Annotated in this window: 13 protein-coding genes; 7 read left to right on the forward strand and 6 right to left on the reverse strand. The window is 54.1% G+C overall.

Annotation, left to right across the window (positions count from 1 at the left end; all coding sequences use genetic code 11):
- Nucleotides 1–39: 39 nt before the first annotated feature.
- A complete protein-coding gene (yncE, locus tag NL510_RS12230) occupies nt 40–1,101 on the reverse strand; it encodes a 7-bladed beta-propeller protein YncE (protein WP_253377065.1) in 1,062 nt (353 codons plus the stop codon).
- Between the two features lie 243 nt (nt 1,102–1,344).
- On the opposite strand from yncE, the gene pqqU reads away from it, so the two are divergent.
- Together pqqU and NL510_RS12240 are read left to right on the forward strand one after the other, a co-directional pair.
- Complete coding sequence (gene pqqU, locus NL510_RS12235; protein ID WP_253377067.1) at nt 1,345–3,459, forward strand: TonB-dependent receptor PqqU; 2,115 nt, start codon at nt 1,345–1,347, stop codon at nt 3,457–3,459.
- 185 nt (nt 3,460–3,644) lie between these two features.
- Nucleotides 3,645–4,511: a YopJ/AvrA family T3SS effector serine/threonine acetyltransferase gene (locus NL510_RS12240; RefSeq protein WP_253377069.1), complete on the forward strand. Its 867-nt coding sequence runs from the start codon at nt 3,645–3,647 to the stop codon at nt 4,509–4,511.
- Between the two features lie 86 nt (nt 4,512–4,597).
- On the opposite strand, the gene NL510_RS12245 is transcribed toward NL510_RS12240, so the two are convergent.
- From NL510_RS12245 to NL510_RS12255, 3 genes are all read right to left on the reverse strand, one after another.
- Nucleotides 4,598–5,266: a GntR family transcriptional regulator gene (locus NL510_RS12245; protein WP_253377071.1), complete on the reverse strand. Its 669-nt coding sequence runs from the start codon at nt 5,264–5,266 to the stop codon at nt 4,598–4,600.
- A gap of 246 nt (nt 5,267–5,512) precedes the next feature.
- On the reverse strand, nt 5,513–6,550 hold the full coding sequence (curA, locus tag NL510_RS12250; RefSeq protein ID WP_253377073.1) for an NADPH-dependent curcumin/dihydrocurcumin reductase: 1,038 nt from the start codon (nt 6,548–6,550) through the stop codon (nt 5,513–5,515).
- A 65-nt stretch (nt 6,551–6,615) separates the two neighbouring features.
- Nucleotides 6,616–7,191 carry a helix-turn-helix domain-containing protein gene (locus NL510_RS12255; protein WP_253377075.1) on the reverse strand — a complete coding sequence of 192 codons (576 nt, stop codon included), beginning with the start codon at nt 7,189–7,191 and terminating at the stop codon, nt 6,616–6,618.
- Nucleotides 7,192–7,341: 150 nt separating this feature from the next.
- On the opposite strand from NL510_RS12255, the gene NL510_RS12260 reads away from it, so the two are divergent.
- A complete protein-coding gene (locus NL510_RS12260; protein WP_253377077.1) occupies nt 7,342–7,860 on the forward strand; it encodes a GNAT family N-acetyltransferase in 519 nt (172 codons plus the stop codon).
- A complete protein-coding gene (locus tag NL510_RS12265; RefSeq protein ID WP_253377078.1) occupies nt 7,857–8,306 on the forward strand; it encodes a DMT family transporter in 450 nt (149 codons plus the stop codon). The genes NL510_RS12260 and NL510_RS12265 overlap by 4 nt, the downstream gene beginning before the upstream one ends.
- Here the strand turns inward: NL510_RS12265 and NL510_RS12270 are convergent.
- Entirely contained in the window at nt 8,303–8,536 is a 234-nt protein-coding gene (locus NL510_RS12270) for a YdcY family protein (RefSeq protein WP_253377080.1), read from the reverse strand. The two genes, NL510_RS12265 and NL510_RS12270, sit on opposite strands and share 4 nt — an antisense overlap.
- 52 nt (nt 8,537–8,588) lie before the next feature.
- The gene (locus NL510_RS12275; RefSeq protein ID WP_253377082.1) at nt 8,589–10,187 is read right to left on the reverse strand and encodes an ABC transporter substrate-binding protein; all 1,599 of its coding nucleotides are present in this window, start codon (nt 10,185–10,187) and stop codon (nt 8,589–8,591) included.
- 269 nt (nt 10,188–10,456) lie between these two features.
- On the opposite strand from NL510_RS12275, the gene NL510_RS12280 reads away from it, so the two are divergent.
- The 3 genes from NL510_RS12280 to NL510_RS12290 are packed head-to-tail and all read left to right on the forward strand — an operon-like array spanning nt 10,457 to nt 16,924.
- Nucleotides 10,457–11,767 carry an SrfA family protein gene (locus NL510_RS12280; RefSeq protein ID WP_253377084.1) on the forward strand — a complete coding sequence of 437 codons (1,311 nt, stop codon included), beginning with the start codon at nt 10,457–10,459 and terminating at the stop codon, nt 11,765–11,767.
- 4 nt (nt 11,768–11,771) lie between these two features.
- Nucleotides 11,772–14,753, forward strand: coding sequence for a virulence factor SrfB (locus NL510_RS12285; RefSeq protein ID WP_253377086.1), 2,982 nt, complete (start codon nt 11,772–11,774; stop codon nt 14,751–14,753).
- Nucleotides 14,750–16,924 carry a virulence factor SrfC family protein gene (locus NL510_RS12290; protein ID WP_253377088.1) on the forward strand — a complete coding sequence of 725 codons (2,175 nt, stop codon included), beginning with the start codon at nt 14,750–14,752 and terminating at the stop codon, nt 16,922–16,924. Before NL510_RS12285 ends, NL510_RS12290 begins: the two co-directional genes overlap by 4 nt.
- Nucleotides 16,925–16,965 lie beyond the last annotated feature (41 nt).

Below are 16,965 nucleotides of genomic sequence, written 5' to 3' on the forward strand. Positions count from 1 at the left end.
TAACCAGGGAAGGCAAATTGCCTTCCCTTTTTTATCGCCTTACAGCGCGATACGTATTACGTCGTCAGGCCGGGTCGCTTCCTGCTGGCGGGTCGATTTTTGCTTCACCGTCACGTACAGCGTCTTGCCATCGGCAGAGAGCGCCAGGCTATTTGGATGAACCGGCGTATCGTAGGTTTTGATGACCTTGTAGCTTTTGGTATCAATAACGCTTACCTTTCCTGCTTCGCGGTGCGTAACGTATGCTTCATTGCGCGCCGGATTAAACAGAACCGCCAGCGATTCTGGCGCCGCGATTTTCGCCATCACGCTGCCCTCTTTCAGGCTGACTACCAGCACTTCCGGCTGTTTTGAATCGGTGACAAAGGCGCGTTGCCCGGCGGTATCAAGGCTCAGGTTCAGATAAAAATGCTCTTTGCCGTCGTCCTGAATTTTTTTACGACTCAGGATTTTATTAGTCGCCGTATCAATTGTCACCAGCTCGCCGTCAGCGTTGGTGGTATAGAGCCGTTTTGCCTGCGCGTCCAGCGCCAGGCCGGTGCTGAACTTGCCGGTATCGGCGATAGTCTCTTTCAGCTTTAACGTTGCACAATCCACGACCCAGATGACGCTCTCTTTACCGATACCGGTGATGTATACCGTATTGGTGGTTTCATCCGCTACCAGCTGGCGCGGCTGCAGCGGTTTGACCGTTTCGCTACGTTTGCGCTCGTCAAGCACCAGACGCCCTTTCACATCGCCCGTTTTCGCGTCGATCGCGGTCACCGCACTACTGGTAGTGTTACCAAACCACAGCGTCTGAGTCGCGTTATCAAAGGTCGCGCCAAACGGTTTGAGATCGTTATGAATGGCTTGCGTCACGTCCAGCGTGACCGGATCAAGGCGATAGACAATGCCGCCCTTATCCATTTTACGACTTTGCGATGTCGCCACCCACAGCGCGTTCTCCTGCTGGCTCACGGCCATCTCATAAGCGCCTTTACCCACCGCTTTACGCAGCATTTTTTCAACGGCATGAGCCTGGAACGAACCCGCAAGCATCAAAGAACCTAACAGCAGAGAACCCCGCAGTCGCGGCGAGCACAGATGACGTAAAGACATAACAATTCCTTTTAAAATTTGCTGATTTACGGCTGACATGGCTTCCGGCAGGCAACGTCATGGCATTGCCGCTATTTTAATGAGAATAGTAATCATTAATGAAAGAAAAGTGGAGTTTTTCTTTCCCTGGCCCCTATCATTAACGCAATGTGCGGTTATAGTTTTCAAAACATTTACAAAAGATTTAACATACGTGTACATGTTCCATTTGGTTCGTTTTTCATTACATAACCGGTTTTATTCATGAAAATCATTTTTGCCCGTAAGGCAACGCTCCCATTGTTGCTGGTACCTGTCATTCTTGCGCCCATCGATGCCATGAGCGCAGATGAGCAGACCCTGATCGTTAGCGCTACGCCGCAAACCGTCTCTGAGCTGGATACGCCAGCCGCGGTGAGCGTGGTTAATGGCGATGATATGCGCCAGGCAGCACCGCGAATTAATCTGTCTGAATCTCTCGCCAGCGTCCCAGGCCTGCAAATTCAGAACCGCCAGAATTATGCTCAGGATCTGCAGCTCTCAATGCGCGGGTTTGGCGCCCGATCCACCTTTGGCGTGCGCGGCATTCGCATGTACGTGGACGGTATTCCGGCAACCATGCCTGATGGTCAAGGCCAGACCTCAAATATCGACCTCACCAGCGTGGATAGCGTTGAAGTATTGCGCGGCCCCTTTTCTGCCCTGTACGGCAACGCTTCAGGGGGCGTTATCAATATCAATACCCAAACCGGAAAGCAGCCACCGACCGTTGAAGCCAGTAGCTATTATGGCAGCAACGGCACCTGGCGCTACGGAATGAAAGCCACCGGCGCCATGGGCGACGGTACGCACGCGGGCGATGTGGACTACACCATTTCAACCACCCGCTTTACCACCAAAGGCTATCGCGACCACAGCGGCGCGCGTAAAAACCTCGCGAATGCCAAACTGGGCGTGCGTATAGACGACGTCAGCAAGCTGACGCTGCTCTTTAACAGCGTCGATATGAAAGCCAACGATCCGGGGGGGCTGGATTATCAGGAGTGGCGTGGCAACCCGCGTCAGTCTCCTCGCGGCGACCAGTACAATACCCGCAAAACCATCAAGCAGACGCAGGCCGGGCTGCGCTACGATCGTCAGTTGAGCGAGCAGGACGATCTGAGCGTAAAGATGTACGCCGGTGAGCGTGAAATGACGCAGTACCAGTCGATTCCTTATCAGCCGCAGCTGAGGCCAACACACTCCGGCGGCGTAATTGATATGCAACGTCACTATCAGGGCGTTGATACTCGCTGGACGCACCGCGGAGAAGTGCTGGTTCCGGTCACCTTTACCACCGGGCTCAACTACGAAAACATGAGCGAAGATCGTCGCGGATACGAGAATTTCGTCATGAGCAACGGTGTACCGGAGTATGGCGTGAAGGGTGACAAGCGTCGTAACGAACGTAACCTGATGTGGAATGTCGATCCTTATCTGCAGACCCGCTGGCAGTTAACGCAGAAACTCTCTGTGGATGCGGGCGTGCGTTACAGCTCCGTGTGGTTCGATTCTAACGATCATTATGTTACCCCGGGGAATGGCGATGATAGCGGCGAGGCAAGTTATCACAAATGGCTACCGGCCGGGTCCGTGAAATACGCCGTGACCGACGCGTGGAATCTGTATGCCGCGGCTGGACGCGGGTTCGAAACCCCTACCATCAATGAACTCTCTTATCGTTCAGATGATAAAGGCGGGCTGAATTTTGGTCTTAAGCCGTCCACGAACAACACGTATGAAGTGGGTAGCAAAACCCGCGTCGGCAACGGCCTGCTGACGGCAGCGCTGTTCCGCACCGACACCGATAATGAGATTGTGGCTGATGCCAGTTCCGGCGGACGTACCAGCTATAAAAATGCCGGTAAAACGCGTCGTCAGGGGGTTGAACTCTCCCTTGATCAGCAGTTTGCTGAAAACTGGAAGCTGAAGATGGCATGGACCTATCTGGACGCAACCTACCGCACCAACGTGTGCGGCGATGCAGAGTGTAACGGTAACCGGATGCCGGGCATTGCACGCAACATGGGTTACGCGTCGTTCGGCTGGCAGCCTGCAGAGGGCTGGTACGCGGGAACAGACGTACGTTACATGAGCGATATCATGGCCGACGACGAAAATACCGCTAAAGCCCCGTCTTACACAGTAGTCGGGCTGAATACCGGGTATAAACTCAACTACGGTAGCTGGGGAATGGATCTCTTTGGTCGCGTCGATAATTTGTTCGATAAAGAGTATGTTGGCTCAGTAATTGTGAATGAATCTAACGGGCGTTATTACGAACCCGCGCCGGGCCGTAACTATGGCGTGGGAGTGTCGGTCTCTTACCGATTTGAGTAATTGTAACCCGGCAGCACAGCGCTGCCGGGTATTTCTTAATACTATCCCCTCTTTTCTCTGCCCAACGTAACGATGCGCCCTTCTGCATTGCGAAATGTTTTGCAATATAAAATATAATGTCAGCGGTTCACCGCAATCAAGATTATCAGTTATTCTCAGGCGCACGCACAAACGAGGATAAATATATGATTGGACCAACTTCGAAGATTATTAGACCCTCTCACTCACCTATAAAAGAGGAGAGTATTCCTGTCAGTGAGGAAAAACTTAAAAATATCATAAATCGTTTAGAATCTGATATAGCGGATAACACCTGGTTTCATAAGGATTATGCACGTATGGATTTGAAAATGATGCCCGCTTTGATTGCGCAAGCAAATCATAAGCATCCAGATATGAATCTTCATTTTTTAATGTCTCCATTTGATCTGCCTGAGGAAATAGAAAAAAATATAGCGCAGGGTATTGAATCTGCCAGGTTCATCATCAACATGGGGTATAGCAGAATGCACTGTTGCGTTCTTGATTACAAAAAGATAAATGATAAAACGTCGCTAATATTGTTCGAACCCGTAAACTTTATTTTGACGAGTCCTGCTTTACTGGCTGTTAGAGTAGAAACTGCCCTGCAAAAACACCCCATACCTGACTGTCATTTATCCCTTGCAGAAATGGATATTCAGCGAAGCTCTTCTGAATGTGGTATTTTCAGTCTGGCGCTGGCAAAAAAACTTCACACTGAGCAAGAATACCTCTCCCCACTGCATGAAGCTAATATTAACGGTATGCTGGGCTCAAAGAACCAGCCTTTACAATATGCCAGGATCGACCCTTATCTCCCGGCCAGGTTTTATAAACATACGCAGAGCCAAGGCCGTCTTAATGAATATTTAAATGCCAACCCAATGCAAAAAAGCACTATCGTTAACAAAAAAAACGAAACGCTCCTTCTTAGAGCCAGTAACAATCAATCTGAAGTAAATGGCAAAATTATATCCACGTCGGCGCACAAGAAGAGAATCGCTGAATATAAGGGCTTGCTTAAATCTTGATAATATTCCTGATGGCGCAATGCCACCAGGAACTCATCACGTAAAAATTTTCACGCCAAAATTAAGGTCATCTGTGACATACTTCCTCAATTGAAATATTGCTTTCGTAAAAGTAAATTTGCTTCATCAATCAATTTATTAATGGCCTTCTGGCTGGCATCGGCATCTTTGCGCTCCAGCGCCGAGAGGAGTTCAGCATAGTGATAAGGCAAAGTGATGATATCGCTGCCCCGTTCATGAAGATAGTTAATGCATGGCCCAATGCGCACCCATAGTTGCTCAATTAATGCGCTCAACGTAGGCATTTCTGCATATTGATAGAGGGTAAAACGAAACGTGCGGTTGGATTGCAACGCCTGCTGAACGTTGCCGTTGTGCATCGCCTGATGAAACGCATCGGACAGTTCCCTCAATATTGCCAGTTTACTTTCCGACATATGTCGACAGGCCGCAGCCACTGCCATGGGTTCAAGCTGCTTTCTGATAGCGTTGATTTCGTTGTAACGATCCAGGGTCACCTCCGGCACCAGAAAGGCCTGCGCCGGGGTGGCATGCAGTGCCCCTGCTGAGACCAGTCGCAGAAGTGCTTCACGCACTGGCGTGATACTGGTGCCTAATTTATCAGCAATCTCTTTAGTAATGAGTCTGGCCCCTGGCTTCAGTGACCCCGTAATTAAAGCTCCTTTGAGACTAATCTCAACCTGCATAGTTAAGCTGATTCTCTGCGCTTTTTCTAAATGATCCAAATCAAGCATGTTCACTTCCCGTAACCAAACAAAACGCTATTTTCAGCGCCGGAGAACAAAACCGACGCCGGTTAGATATATCCTGTATCTTCATGTCTGGTATTGGAGCATTTGCTAAAAAATAAAATAACGTTGTGGTACTATTTTTCGGCTCATCTATGTTGATGGCGCGTTTGTTTGTGCAAATTAATTAAAGACAATATATCGTACTTTCACAAATATTTATGGCGGGTAATCCCGCCATAGCTGATTTTATCAGAAATCATCCGCCACGCGGATCACGACTTTACCGAAGTTTTTCCCTTCAAGTAGCCCGATCAACGCTTGTGGGGCATTCTCCAGCCCGTCGGTCACCTGTTCGCGATAGTGGATTTTCCCCTCCTGCAGCCAGCGCCCCATTTGCGCCTGGAACTCGTGGATACGGTGACCGTAGTCCTGGCCGATAATAAAGCCCTGCATCCGAATACGCTTTTTGAGGAGGGTGGCCATAAGCAACGGCAAACGGTCCGGGCCTTGCGGCAAATCTGTCGCGTTGTAGCCGCTTACCAGACCGCAAACCGGGACGCGAGCCGAGGTATTCAGTAGCGGCAGCACCGCATCAAACACTTTACCGCCTACGTTTTCATAATAGACGTCAATACCGTTCGGGCAGGCTTCAGCCAGCTGTGCCGCAAAATCCTCAGCATGATGATCCAGACACTGGTCAAACCCCAGCACCTCAACCGCATGACGGCATTTTTCAGCGCCGCCTGCCACACCGATCGCCTTACAGCCTTTGATTTTGCCAATTTGTCCCACCGTAGCGCCTACCGGACCTGTCGCTGCGGCAACCACCAGCGTTTCACCAGATTTGGGTTGCCCGATGTCCAGCAGCCCCATGTACGCGGTAAAGCCAGGCATTCCCAGGATACCCAGCGACCACGACGGATGGTCGGGGTTTTCCCCCAGGCTGACCACATCGCTGCCATCAGAAAGCGCATACGCTTGCCAGCCACTGTAGCTCAGCACCCATTCACCCGCCTTGAAATCAGGATGGTTCGACTGTTCAACGCGACTGACCGTTCCTCCCACCATCACCGCGCCAATGTCGACCGGCGGTGAATAGGAAGGTGCATCGCTCATCCGCCCGCGCATGTAGGGGTCCAGCGACAACCACACGGTGCGCAGCAGGATCTGCCCTTGCCCAGGGACGGGGACAGGTTGTTCTTCCAGACGGAAATTATCCGCGACGGGCACTCCGTGTGGACGTGTTGCCAAAACCCAGCGACGGTTTTGCAAAACAGATTGATTCATAAGGAACTCCTTATTGTGCAATGGTCATTAGAGCCTGGCGCATTATCCGACAGTTCGCATTACCATTACGAGCCAGACTGATTCAGCCTGACCACCAGATAAACACAGGATTCAGTGGTTTCATTGATAAACCGACAATCGTTAGGCGGCCCCAGCTCCAGGCAATCACCGGTCTGCATTTCGTGGCGGGTATCCCCTTCCTGAAATATCAGCTCACCGGATTGAAGCCAGATCAGCTGACGCGCCAGCGCGTAGGATGCTGCAGGCATGGGGATATCGCTCCCTGCCGGCAATTCAACCTGAACCAGATCGATTGGCAAATCGGTGCGTGGCGACACGTGGCGGCGCAGATAGTGGGTTTGCGGATCGCGCCAGACAGGCTGGTTCGCGACGCGTAGCAATTTCCCTTCCTGCATCTCTGCCCGGGCAATAAGTGTCGACATGCTGATACCGAACGCACCGGAGAGCCGGGCAAGCAAGGTCGCCGTTGGGCTACTGTCGCCGCGCTCAATCTTATGGATCATCGCGCGTGAAACAGCTGCACGCTCGGCAAGCTCGCTCAATGACCAGCCGCGAGACTCACGTTCAAGGCGAATCCTTGCGCTAATGCGTTGATTAATCGTGTCTGTCATAGTGTTCATCACGTCATACTATAGTGTATGAACTGCATTTCAATGGCGTTTTCCATAACAAAATAATATGACTTATGCTGTAGTGACTTTACCACAGCCTTGTGTACTATCGTAGCTATTGCGTAATACTATAGTAAACATTTTATACGGGGCCTAACCATGCGTGTTCGTCATGCCTGTAAAGTAGATTGCGCCGCAATAGGTGAGATCTACAATTATGCGGTGGTGCATACCGCTGCAATCTGGAACGACACCACCGTTGATACCGATAACCGTATCGCCTGGTTCGAGGCGCGTACGCTGATGGGATATCCGGTACTGGTGAGTGAAGAGGATGGCGTTATCACCGGATATGCTTCCTTCGGCGACTGGCGAGCCTTTGACGGCTTTCGCCATACGGTAGAACATTCGGTTTACGTTCATGCGGATCATCAGGGTAAAGGCGTTGGTCGGACATTAATGAACGCGTTAATTATTGAAGCCCGTAAAATCGGTAAACACGTGATGGTGGCCGGTATTGAAGCGCAAAACCAGGCCTCTGTTCATCTGCATGAGACGCTGGGTTTTGTGACAACCGGGCAAATGCCGCAGGTGGGCACCAAGTTCGGCCGCTGGCTGGATTTAACCTTTATGCAGTTGCAGCTTGACGAGCGTAGCAACCCGGATGAGATGTCATGAATCAATCGCTGACCCTGGCGTTTCTGGTCGCTGCGGGCGTCGGGCTGGTGGTACAAAATACCCTGATGGTGCGCATTACCCAGACCTCCTCCACCATTCTTATCGCAATGCTGTTGAATTCGCTGGTGGGTATCGTGCTGTTTATCTCTATTTTGTGGTTCAGACAGGGCTTCAACGGGTTTGGCGAGCTGGCCTCCACAGTGCGCTGGTGGACCCTGATCCCCGGACTATTAGGATCATTTTTTGTTTTCGCCAGTATCAGCGGATATCAGAACGTCGGCGCGGCGACAACTATCGCCGTGCTGGTGGCGAGCCAGTTAATTGGCGGGCTATTGATGGACGTGTTAAAAAGCAACGGCATACCTCTGCGCGCGCTGATTGGCCCGGTGTGCGGCGCAGCGATGCTGGTCGTGGGGGCCTGGCTGGTCGCCAGGCGTCAGTTTTAGAGGATCGTCCCGCCCTTCGTCAGTTGCTCGTGGCGCGCGTCCATCTCTTCCTTGTGCTGCTTACCGTGATGGGCTATCGCGGTACGTAGACGCTGTTGCTGGGTAAAACGCTCTTCGCGGCTCAGCCCGGCGTCATCGCTTAATTCAATCAGCAATGTATTCATATTCGCGATAACGCTCTCTTCAAGGGCCGCATCAACGCGGGCGGTGATCTCGGTTAAATGTGACATTGTCACTCCTAATTTACTGCCGGATGGCGGCTACGCCGGGTCCGGCATGACGTCAGTTCAGTTTCGCTTTTGAGAAATCGCTTCCCATCAGGCTCACGCTGTAACCCGTGATATTACTGCGGGTTGCATAGAATGTTTTGCCGTTAGCCAGCGCAATCCACGGCGCCTGCTGGTAGAAAATGTCCTGAGCCTGACCGTACAGCTTCGCACGCTCGGCGGGGTTGCTGGTTAGTTTGGCTTTCTGGACCAGGGAATCATACCCCTTGTCACACCAGCGTGCGGCGTTTGAACCGGTCTTAATGCTGTTACACCCCAGCAGCACATCGGCAAAATTATCCGGGTCACCGTTATCGGACATCCAGCCAAACAGCGCGGTGTCATGCTCGCCTTTGCGCATGCCGGAAAGATATTCCCCCCATTCATATGAGACGATTCTCGCCTTCACGCCCACTTTCGCCCAGTCTGCCTGGACCATTTCCGCAATACGGCGTGAATTTGGGTTATAGGGCCGTTGCACTGGCATGGACCAAAGCGTAACGTCCGCGCCTTGCTCCAGACCGGCCTGCTTGAGCAGGGCTTTCGCTTTTTCAGGATCGTAGCGGTAGTCCTGCAGATCTTCCCTGAAGCCCAGCATGTTGGGCGGGATGGGCGATTTTGCCACCGTACCGGACCCCATAAATACCGCGTTCACGATGGCCTGCTTGTCGGTCGCATAGTTCAGCGCCTGGCGCACCAGCACGTTATCAAAGGGTTTTTTCTCGGTGTTAAACGCCAGGTAGCCCACGTTCAGCGCATCCACTGAATGTAGCGTCAGATCCTTATTTTTGTTGATGACAGCAAACTGTACCGGCGAAGGCGCGGGAATAATCTGGCATTCGTTAGTTTGCAGTTTCGCCAGGCGTGTTTCCGCGTTGGGGGTGATTGAGAAAATCAGGTGCCTGGTCGGTACGGGGCCGTCCCAGTAGTTCGGGTTGGCGACATAGCGAATCAGTGAATCCACCTTGTACTGCTGCAATACATAAGGCCCGGTGCCGATGGGCCAGGTATCGACGTTTTCAGGTGTTCCCTTTTTCAGCATGTCGTTAGCATATTCAGCCGAGAGAATGGATGCGAAATCCATTCCCCAGTCGGCCAGGAAGGCCGCGTTAGGTTCGCTGAGGGTAAACTGAACATGATAATCATCGGTCTTCTTAATTACCTGGATGAGCTTATCCAGCCCTACATCATTAAAATATTCGTAATTACCCTGCGAAACGTGGTGATATGGATGTTTAGGGTCTTTCTGACGCATAACGGAGAAAATGACATCATCGGCATTAAAGTCGCGGGTCGGCTTGAAGTATTTATTACTGTTGAACTTTACGCCCTTACGCAGCGTAAACGTATAAGTCTTGCCGTCGGGAGATATTGTCCATGACTCTGCCAGTGACGGAACAGGGGTGTTTTTTTGCGGGTCAAAATTGATCAGGCGATTATATAGCACTTGAGAACTGGCAACAAATGAGGGGCCGGAGCTGGCAATCTGCGGGTTGAAGGACTCCGGCGAGGCCTCTGAGCAGTAAATAATGGTGTCGTTGCTCGCCGCCCAGGCGGCACTTGCCGGTAAAAGAGCGCTTAGCGCGAAGGCCAGCAGCGTTTTCCCTGTAGACATGGTTATAACCCTTTCGTTTTTTTATAGTGTAAGTAATAACAGCACAGCCGTTATGACCTGGCAAATAACGAAACACTATCAGGTTATTCTAAAGCCGCGTTTTTCGCTGGTTTAACCATCAGCATACAGACTGTGATTTGCCTTAAGTGACATTATTCGTCAAGGGTTCTATGCCGCAAGAAATCGGCTCTTTTGGCGTCTCTTCCTCCGTTTGTTTGCCTTCCCCTTTCGTTAAAGTGACGGCGTGAAGAAGTCTATGGGATCAAATCGTGGCAAAAACTCTTTTACGCAGCGGCAATCTGGATGATTTCCAGGCCGTTGGCGGCGGCGGTCAGGCCGTTTTTGAATCAGCATTGCAAATCCGTGAAGCACTCCGCCTGCGCAAACAGCAGGACATCGTCGACTGTCTGGCCATTCCACAGGTTAACGATGGCGGCGACCGCGTTGACTGGTACTCTCCTGTCGAAGGTCGCGTGTGCAGCTGGAAAGCCGCCGACGAAGAGAACCGATTACGCGCCCTGCGCTATCTGGAAAATACCCTGGCCTGCGTTGATTCGCTGAGTAAGAAATGCCTCCAGTCGCCCAAAACGGCGCAACAACTTTTCGGCTCCCTGCTCTCTAAAGCCTTTCAGTTTCCGGGCGAAAACTTCCTGTTTCTGGTTGACGGTAAACCGGTGATTAGCTTCTGGGGCTTTGTGAACCTCAATGAAAACGCACGTGACGACGTACTTGACTGTTTGCGCGAATCGCTCGCTCCTGAACCTGCTCCCGTTGTGATTGCAAAGCCAGATCCAGAGCCTGAACCTGTTACCGACGCGCCGTTGATCCCCCCTGCATCTGTGGTGCGTATCACGCCGGAAGCGCTATACGCACCGGAGCCTGCGGTTGTTGTGCCAGCGCCCGAAGCGCAGGCGCCGGTACGTGCGCCTGCAAGCGTGGCGAAAAAACGTCGCGTGCCGCTGTGGTCGCTTCCCGTTGCCGCAGTGATGGTGGCCGCCGTCGTCGCGCCGCTGCTGTGGCCAAAGCAGGCACCGTCCGCAGAGCCTGTGCCTGTTGCCCTTGCGCCAAAATCAATTAACGCCGTCGAGTTGCTGGCGATGCATCTTCCCCTGCAGCAGGCAGACGTTGTCGAGCGCAACGTGCAAGTCCCCGCTCCCGCGCCAGAAACGCCGCCCGTGATTATCGCGGCGATCCCGAAAGGCGCCATGGTGATGGAAGCAAATCAGGTGAAAGCCGGATCCACCCGATTTCTGAACGGCTCCTGGCGCGCGTTGCTGGATGTGAAGGACCCGATCACGGGCAAGCCGCCGTCATTGCGCTACCAGATCCAGAATAATAAAGGGTTCGCCCGGGTTGTTCATGGCCATAATGTCGTCTGCCGCGTTGAGGTGTTCTCAGGGCTGCACAGTACTGGCGAGCTGATGATCAAAAGCCGGGGTAATGCCCGCTGTACGGACGGTTCTCGTTACCCGATGCCGGAAATCGCCTGTAAAGCAGGCACCAGCGATATTGCAGAGTGCCAGGCTCGCTATGATGCAAAAACCGTCGTTCCACTGACGTTCAAGAAAGCAGGTGTATGATTCTATGCGGGTAAATCTTTGCGACTATAAACAGAGCGTCACGCTTATTGCCAACAGCGGCGTACAATTCCTTGATTTTGGCCTCACTCCGCAGGACACCGCCAGCAATGGGCGTTTCGTACGTAAAACCGCCAATGGCCCGCTTTTGCGCCTCAATTTCGACCTGGTGAATGGCCGTTACACGCTACCGGTAACGGGCGGCGGTCAGCCTGAGGTGGTCAAACCCGAGACCACAATTCCGCTACACCACTCGCTGGCGGTGCTTGACGGCGTATGGCTACCGGTTCCCTTCCTGCGCTTTAACCCGCCGCGTACTTTTGTTGACGGCCCCGATAACTGGGCTCGGGTTCAGGTACGCAAACTGGATGCGGCTGACCCCGCAGGCAATACCCACCGCGTTACGCTGGCGCTCGATAGCCAGATAGCGGAACATGCCAACTTCGCCCTCGCCCCGGTCAAAAACGATATTCTCAACGGGACCCGCTTTGCGCTGGCCTGGCGTGATGACGAGGTGGAAAACTTCCTCGACCAGACATGGATAGACGGCTGGCTGCGCGAGGCGTTCACCCAGTTTGCAACAAGCGTTGAAAACCGCTCTGAGCGCGACCTGCAGCAGGCGATGCGCGGCTTTGAGTATCAGGCGCACTGGCTCAACGTGCTGGCCATGCTCGGCGAACAACTCACCGTGCCTGAAGTAAAGTTTGTTACCCATACGCTCAGTACCCCCGCGATCCCCGTCGACCTGATCCTCGACGTGGGCAATACCCATACCTGCGGCGTGATTATCGAAGATCATGGCGATGCGAACGACGGCCTGCGGCAGACTGCCGAGCTGCAGGTGCGTTCATTAAGCGAACCCCAGTTCCTGAATGAACCACTTTTCACCAGCCGCCTTGAGTTCTCGGAGGCCCGGTTTGGCAAACACCATTTTTCGGTCGAAAGTGGCCGTGAAGATGCCTTTGTCTGGCCATCCATCGTCCGCGTCGGCGATGAGGCTCGCAAGCTGGCAATGCAGCGGCTGGGGACCGAAGGCAACAGCGGTATTTCCAGTCCGCGTCGCTATCTGTGGGATGAAACCCCGGTGGTGCAGGACTGGCGTTTTAGCCAGATGAACAGCAAGACCCAGCGCGAACCGCTGGCCACCGCGTTCCCGCTAATGAACCTGATGAACGATGACGGCGAACCGCTTTTCACGCTGCCGCAGGATGAGCGTTTGCCGGTGTTTTCACCCCAGTACAGCCGCAGCACGCTGATGACGCACATGCTGTGCGAACTGCTGGCGCAGGCGCTGGGACAGATTAACAGTGTCGCCACGCGCTTACGTCTGGGCTTTCCGGCTTCGCCACGTCAACTGCGCACGCTGATCCTCACCCTACCATCGGCGATGCCGAAGCAGGAACGCGAGATCTTCCGTCGCCGCATGTTCGAAGCGATCGCCATTGTCTGGAAAGCGATGGGTTGGCACCCGCAGGACGAAGATTTTGCCAGCCATAAACAGCAGGAAAAGAGCGTCGTCCCGGTTCCGGACATTCAGATGGAGTGGGATGAAGCAAGCTGTGGGCAACTGGTATGGCTGTACAACGAAGCCATTTCCCATTTCGGTGGGCAGACGGAAGCCTTCTTCGCCTCCCTCGCCCGTCCGGACAGTGAACCTGAGCCAGGCATTCAGCCGGGGCGATCTCTGCGTGTGGCCTCTATCGACATCGGCGGTGGCACAACGGATATGGCTATTACGCATTATCAGCTCGATGACGGTTCCGGTAATAATGTGAAAATCACGCCACAGCTTCTGTTCCGCGAAGGGTTTAAGGTGGCGGGGGATGACACCCTGCTGGATGTCATTCAGCGCTACGTGCTGCCTGCCCTGCAAACGCAGCTACAGAAATCCGGTATCGCGGATGCCTCCCTGCTGCTGGCGTCGCTGTTTGGTGACTCCGGGCGTATTGATACCCAGGCGGTGCTACGCCAGCAAACGGCGCTTCAGCTCTTCATGCCAATCGGGCATGCCATTCTGGCCGCGTGGGAGTCCAGCGATATCGACGACCCGCTGGCTGGTTTACATGCCACCTTCGGTGATTTGCTGATGCAAAAACCGACGCGAAACGTCATGCATTACCTGCAACAGGCGATAGATCATACCCTGCCGGCGGGTTCGGAAGCTTTTGATTTGTTCTCGGTACCGCTGCATGTAAACTTCCACGAGATGCAGGACGCGATGCTGGCCGGTCAGTTCACGCTGGCCGCCCCGCTTCATGCGGTATGCGAGGCTATCTCCTACTACAGTTGCGATATCCTGCTGATCACCGGTCGTCCCGGCTGTCTGCCGGGCGTGCAGGCGTTAATTCGCCACCTCCAGCCGGTTCCGGTTAACCGCATCGTCTGGCTGGATAAGTATCAGGTACATGAATGGTATCCGTTCAGCCAGCAGGGACGCATTGGCAACCCGAAATCGACTGCCGCCGTAGGGGCGATGCTGTGCAGCCTGGCGCTCGATCTGCGTTTGCCGCGCTTTAATTTCAAGGCCGCCGACATTGGCGCTTACTCCACGGTGCGTTACCTGGGCGTGCTGGACAACACGGTAAATACCCTGCGGGAAGAAAACGTCTGGTATCAGGACATTGACCTCGATAAGCCAGGCGCGAAGCTGGACGCGCGTCTGCATTTCCCGCTACGCGGCAATGTGACGCTCGGCTTCCGGCAACTGGCTAACGCTCGCTGGCCTGCCACACCGCTGTATAGCCTGAGCATCAACTCAGCCGAACTGGCAAAAGCGATCGCAGGCGATGGCGTACTCAACGTGCGGCTGACATTGCGTGGGGGCGGCAAGCATGAAGGCCCGGAGGCCTTTGAGCTGAGCGACGCCTGGCTGCAGGATGGAACACCGGTGCCCGCGGATGCCTTAACCTTTAAACTCAATACCCTGGCCGATCGCCGTCATAGCGGTAGCCACTACTGGATCGACAGCGGGAGCGTATACCTGAAATGAGAGCGACCACGACCACTACTCAGGCCTTAGTCGGGTGGATTAACGAGACGCGGCTTAATGCCCCTGCGCTGGATAACGATGCCGACGCCCTGCTCACGCGCGTATATGCGCTGCAGGCCCGGGAACAGGCTATTGAACGCGCCCTTCATCGCCAGAGCAGCATTGGGCTGTACGGTCATTCTCAGGAGGCCAAAGCCCATCTGCTTCTGTCGCTGTGCGGCAGCGGCAATGGTCGGCTGAACGTCGCCCCCGGGCAGCGCACCTTCGACTATTTTTCCCACATCAACCCAGGGCATGCCCTGACCAACATGGCCGTGCGTTTCACCCGCGTGAATGTCGATATCGCTGATGAGGCATTTCCGCTTCGCCTGAGCCTGGTCACCGAAGCCGAGCTGGTGCAACTGTTTATTACGCGCGCCTCTCAGCATCCGCAGATCACCGCGGTTGAGAAATCGGTCATTGAAGCCCGTCTGGAGAAATGGCGCGGGCTACGTCAGCCGCAGGCTGTGCCTGGGATCTGCGCGCAGGAAGTGGCGGCGATTGCCCGCTTCTGGCAAAGTACCGTGCCGGGTACAAAACAGCAAATTGATGATGCGCTGTGGCATCAGTTGGCCCTGCTGGTGCCTTCACTCGATCTCAGCACCCGCGCCAGCGTCTGGTCATTGCTGTGGGGTGAGCAACAGGCGTTAACCCAGCAGTGGTTAGCGCTCGCACAGGTTTTGCATCAAACCAGCCATGCCGGAGAACTTGCCGCGCCGCTGAGCCTGCTGGTGGATAAGGTTGGTCTGCCGGGCGAAGGGTTCCTTACCTGCGGCGCATTTGCCGAACCGGAAGCCCAGGAGACCCTGCTCCACCCGTTGCACAATGGCGAGATGCTCAACGCCATCAGTATCCCTGTCGACGTGCTGGCCTTCCTGACCCGCGAACTGGCGCTGCCTGTAGAAAATAGCGCCCTGGATAAGGTAGACATCATTGATATCCCGGTCTTTTCTGACCAGGATACCGATCCGTTAATTCAGGCCAAAAACCAGTGGCTGCTCGAACATTATCGCCAGCAGTTGCAGCCCGATGTGCTGGTTATTTGCAACGCGACAGCGCTTCATGAACAAACGGCCAAAAAGGCCAGCGTTCTGCTGAAATGGGTCAAAGAGACTCAGCCAGCAGAAGAGTCTGCCCTGCCGGGGCTGGTGTGGGCGATTACCCCTCACGATGCGCGGTTTACCACCCGGCAAAATCTTGATGAGGCCGTACAGCATTTATTGGGCAAACCCGGCCTGCGCTGGGGCACCCTGCAGGCGCTGGACGGCCATAGCATGCAGCGCGTGATCGAGTGGTTGTCCCAGGCGACGTTAGCATCTCAGCGTCACACGCGTCTTCGTACATTACAAACCCTGCTTAAGCACGAACTGTCAACGCTGATGCAGAGCTATCTTGATCCCCTCGTTCAGGAACCAGACGCAAGACGCTCTCAGGCAGAGAGCATGGTGCGAACGCTACAAGCCAGCGCGGCCCGCCACGGTGAACTGCTTGAAGGTCTGCTGGCGCCGCTTACCGCGTTTGAGACGCTTCTGGCTGTGCAGCAACCCCGGGAGGAGCAGGTGAACGGACTGTTTAACGATACCATTGATCTGTTTGGCGAAAACGTCCTGCAGCGTGCTGAACCATTCCAGACCAAAGACAAGGCGCGTCTGGCGCATAAGGTCTGGATTAATCATCTGCGCCAGTGGAGCCGTAATGACGCCGCCGCCGCACGCCTGGGGCTGGAACCGGCAATACTACAGCAGATCGCCGATGTTCTCATCGCGACCAGCTATCGGCTGAACCTGCCTTTGCAGCTGCAGGGCATTGTAGAGTCGGACAAAAGTCGTGCGGCACACCTGCACGCCGTGATGGGCAACTTCATCGGCTGGCTGGGTTACGACCAGACGCCGGTTGCCCAACGGCCCGCAAGCCGCATCCGTAAAGGTCAGGCGATTTTCGTTACGCCAGTCGTGAGCAGCGAAACACCGCGCCTGACGCGCCTGGGTGAGCAGCCGGTCCATGCCGCCACCGCCTACGTGTACGACTGGCTGGTAGCACTCTATAGCCGGGCTATCGAGAATATAGATTATCAACATCCGCATGATGTACAGCCCGATGCGCGTCAGGCTTTGCAGGCACTGCTGCGTTGAGACCTTCCGGCCCGCAATATGATGAATTACCGGATATCAAA

The sequence above is a fragment of the unidentified bacterial endosymbiont genome, assembly GCF_918797525.1.
Taxonomy (GTDB): domain Bacteria; phylum Pseudomonadota; class Gammaproteobacteria; order Enterobacterales; family Enterobacteriaceae; genus Enterobacter.

Coding starts and splice junctions, on each gene's coding strand:
- NL510_RS12260 (WP_253377077.1), top strand. CDS start 7,342: ATGCGTGTTCGTCATGCCTGTAAAGTAGATTGCGCCGCAATAGGTGAG.
- NL510_RS12285 (WP_253377086.1), top strand. CDS start 11,772: ATGCGGGTAAATCTTTGCGACTATAAACAGAGCGTCACGCTTATTGCC.
- NL510_RS12265 (WP_253377078.1), top strand. CDS start 7,857: ATGAATCAATCGCTGACCCTGGCGTTTCTGGTCGCTGCGGGCGTCGGG.
- NL510_RS12290 (WP_253377088.1), top strand. CDS start 14,750: ATGAGAGCGACCACGACCACTACTCAGGCCTTAGTCGGGTGGATTAAC.
- NL510_RS12275 (WP_253377082.1), bottom strand. CDS start 10,187: ATGTCTACAGGGAAAACGCTGCTGGCCTTCGCGCTAAGCGCTCTTTTA.
- pqqU (WP_253377067.1), top strand. CDS start 1,345: ATGAAAATCATTTTTGCCCGTAAGGCAACGCTCCCATTGTTGCTGGTA.
- NL510_RS12240 (WP_253377069.1), top strand. CDS start 3,645: ATGATTGGACCAACTTCGAAGATTATTAGACCCTCTCACTCACCTATA.
- NL510_RS12245 (WP_253377071.1), bottom strand. CDS start 5,266: ATGCTTGATTTGGATCATTTAGAAAAAGCGCAGAGAATCAGCTTAACT.
- yncE (WP_253377065.1), bottom strand. CDS start 1,101: ATGTCTTTACGTCATCTGTGCTCGCCGCGACTGCGGGGTTCTCTGCTG.
- curA (WP_253377073.1), bottom strand. CDS start 6,550: ATGAATCAATCTGTTTTGCAAAACCGTCGCTGGGTTTTGGCAACACGT.
- NL510_RS12270 (WP_253377080.1), bottom strand. CDS start 8,536: ATGTCACATTTAACCGAGATCACCGCCCGCGTTGATGCGGCCCTTGAA.
- NL510_RS12255 (WP_253377075.1), bottom strand. CDS start 7,191: ATGAACACTATGACAGACACGATTAATCAACGCATTAGCGCAAGGATT.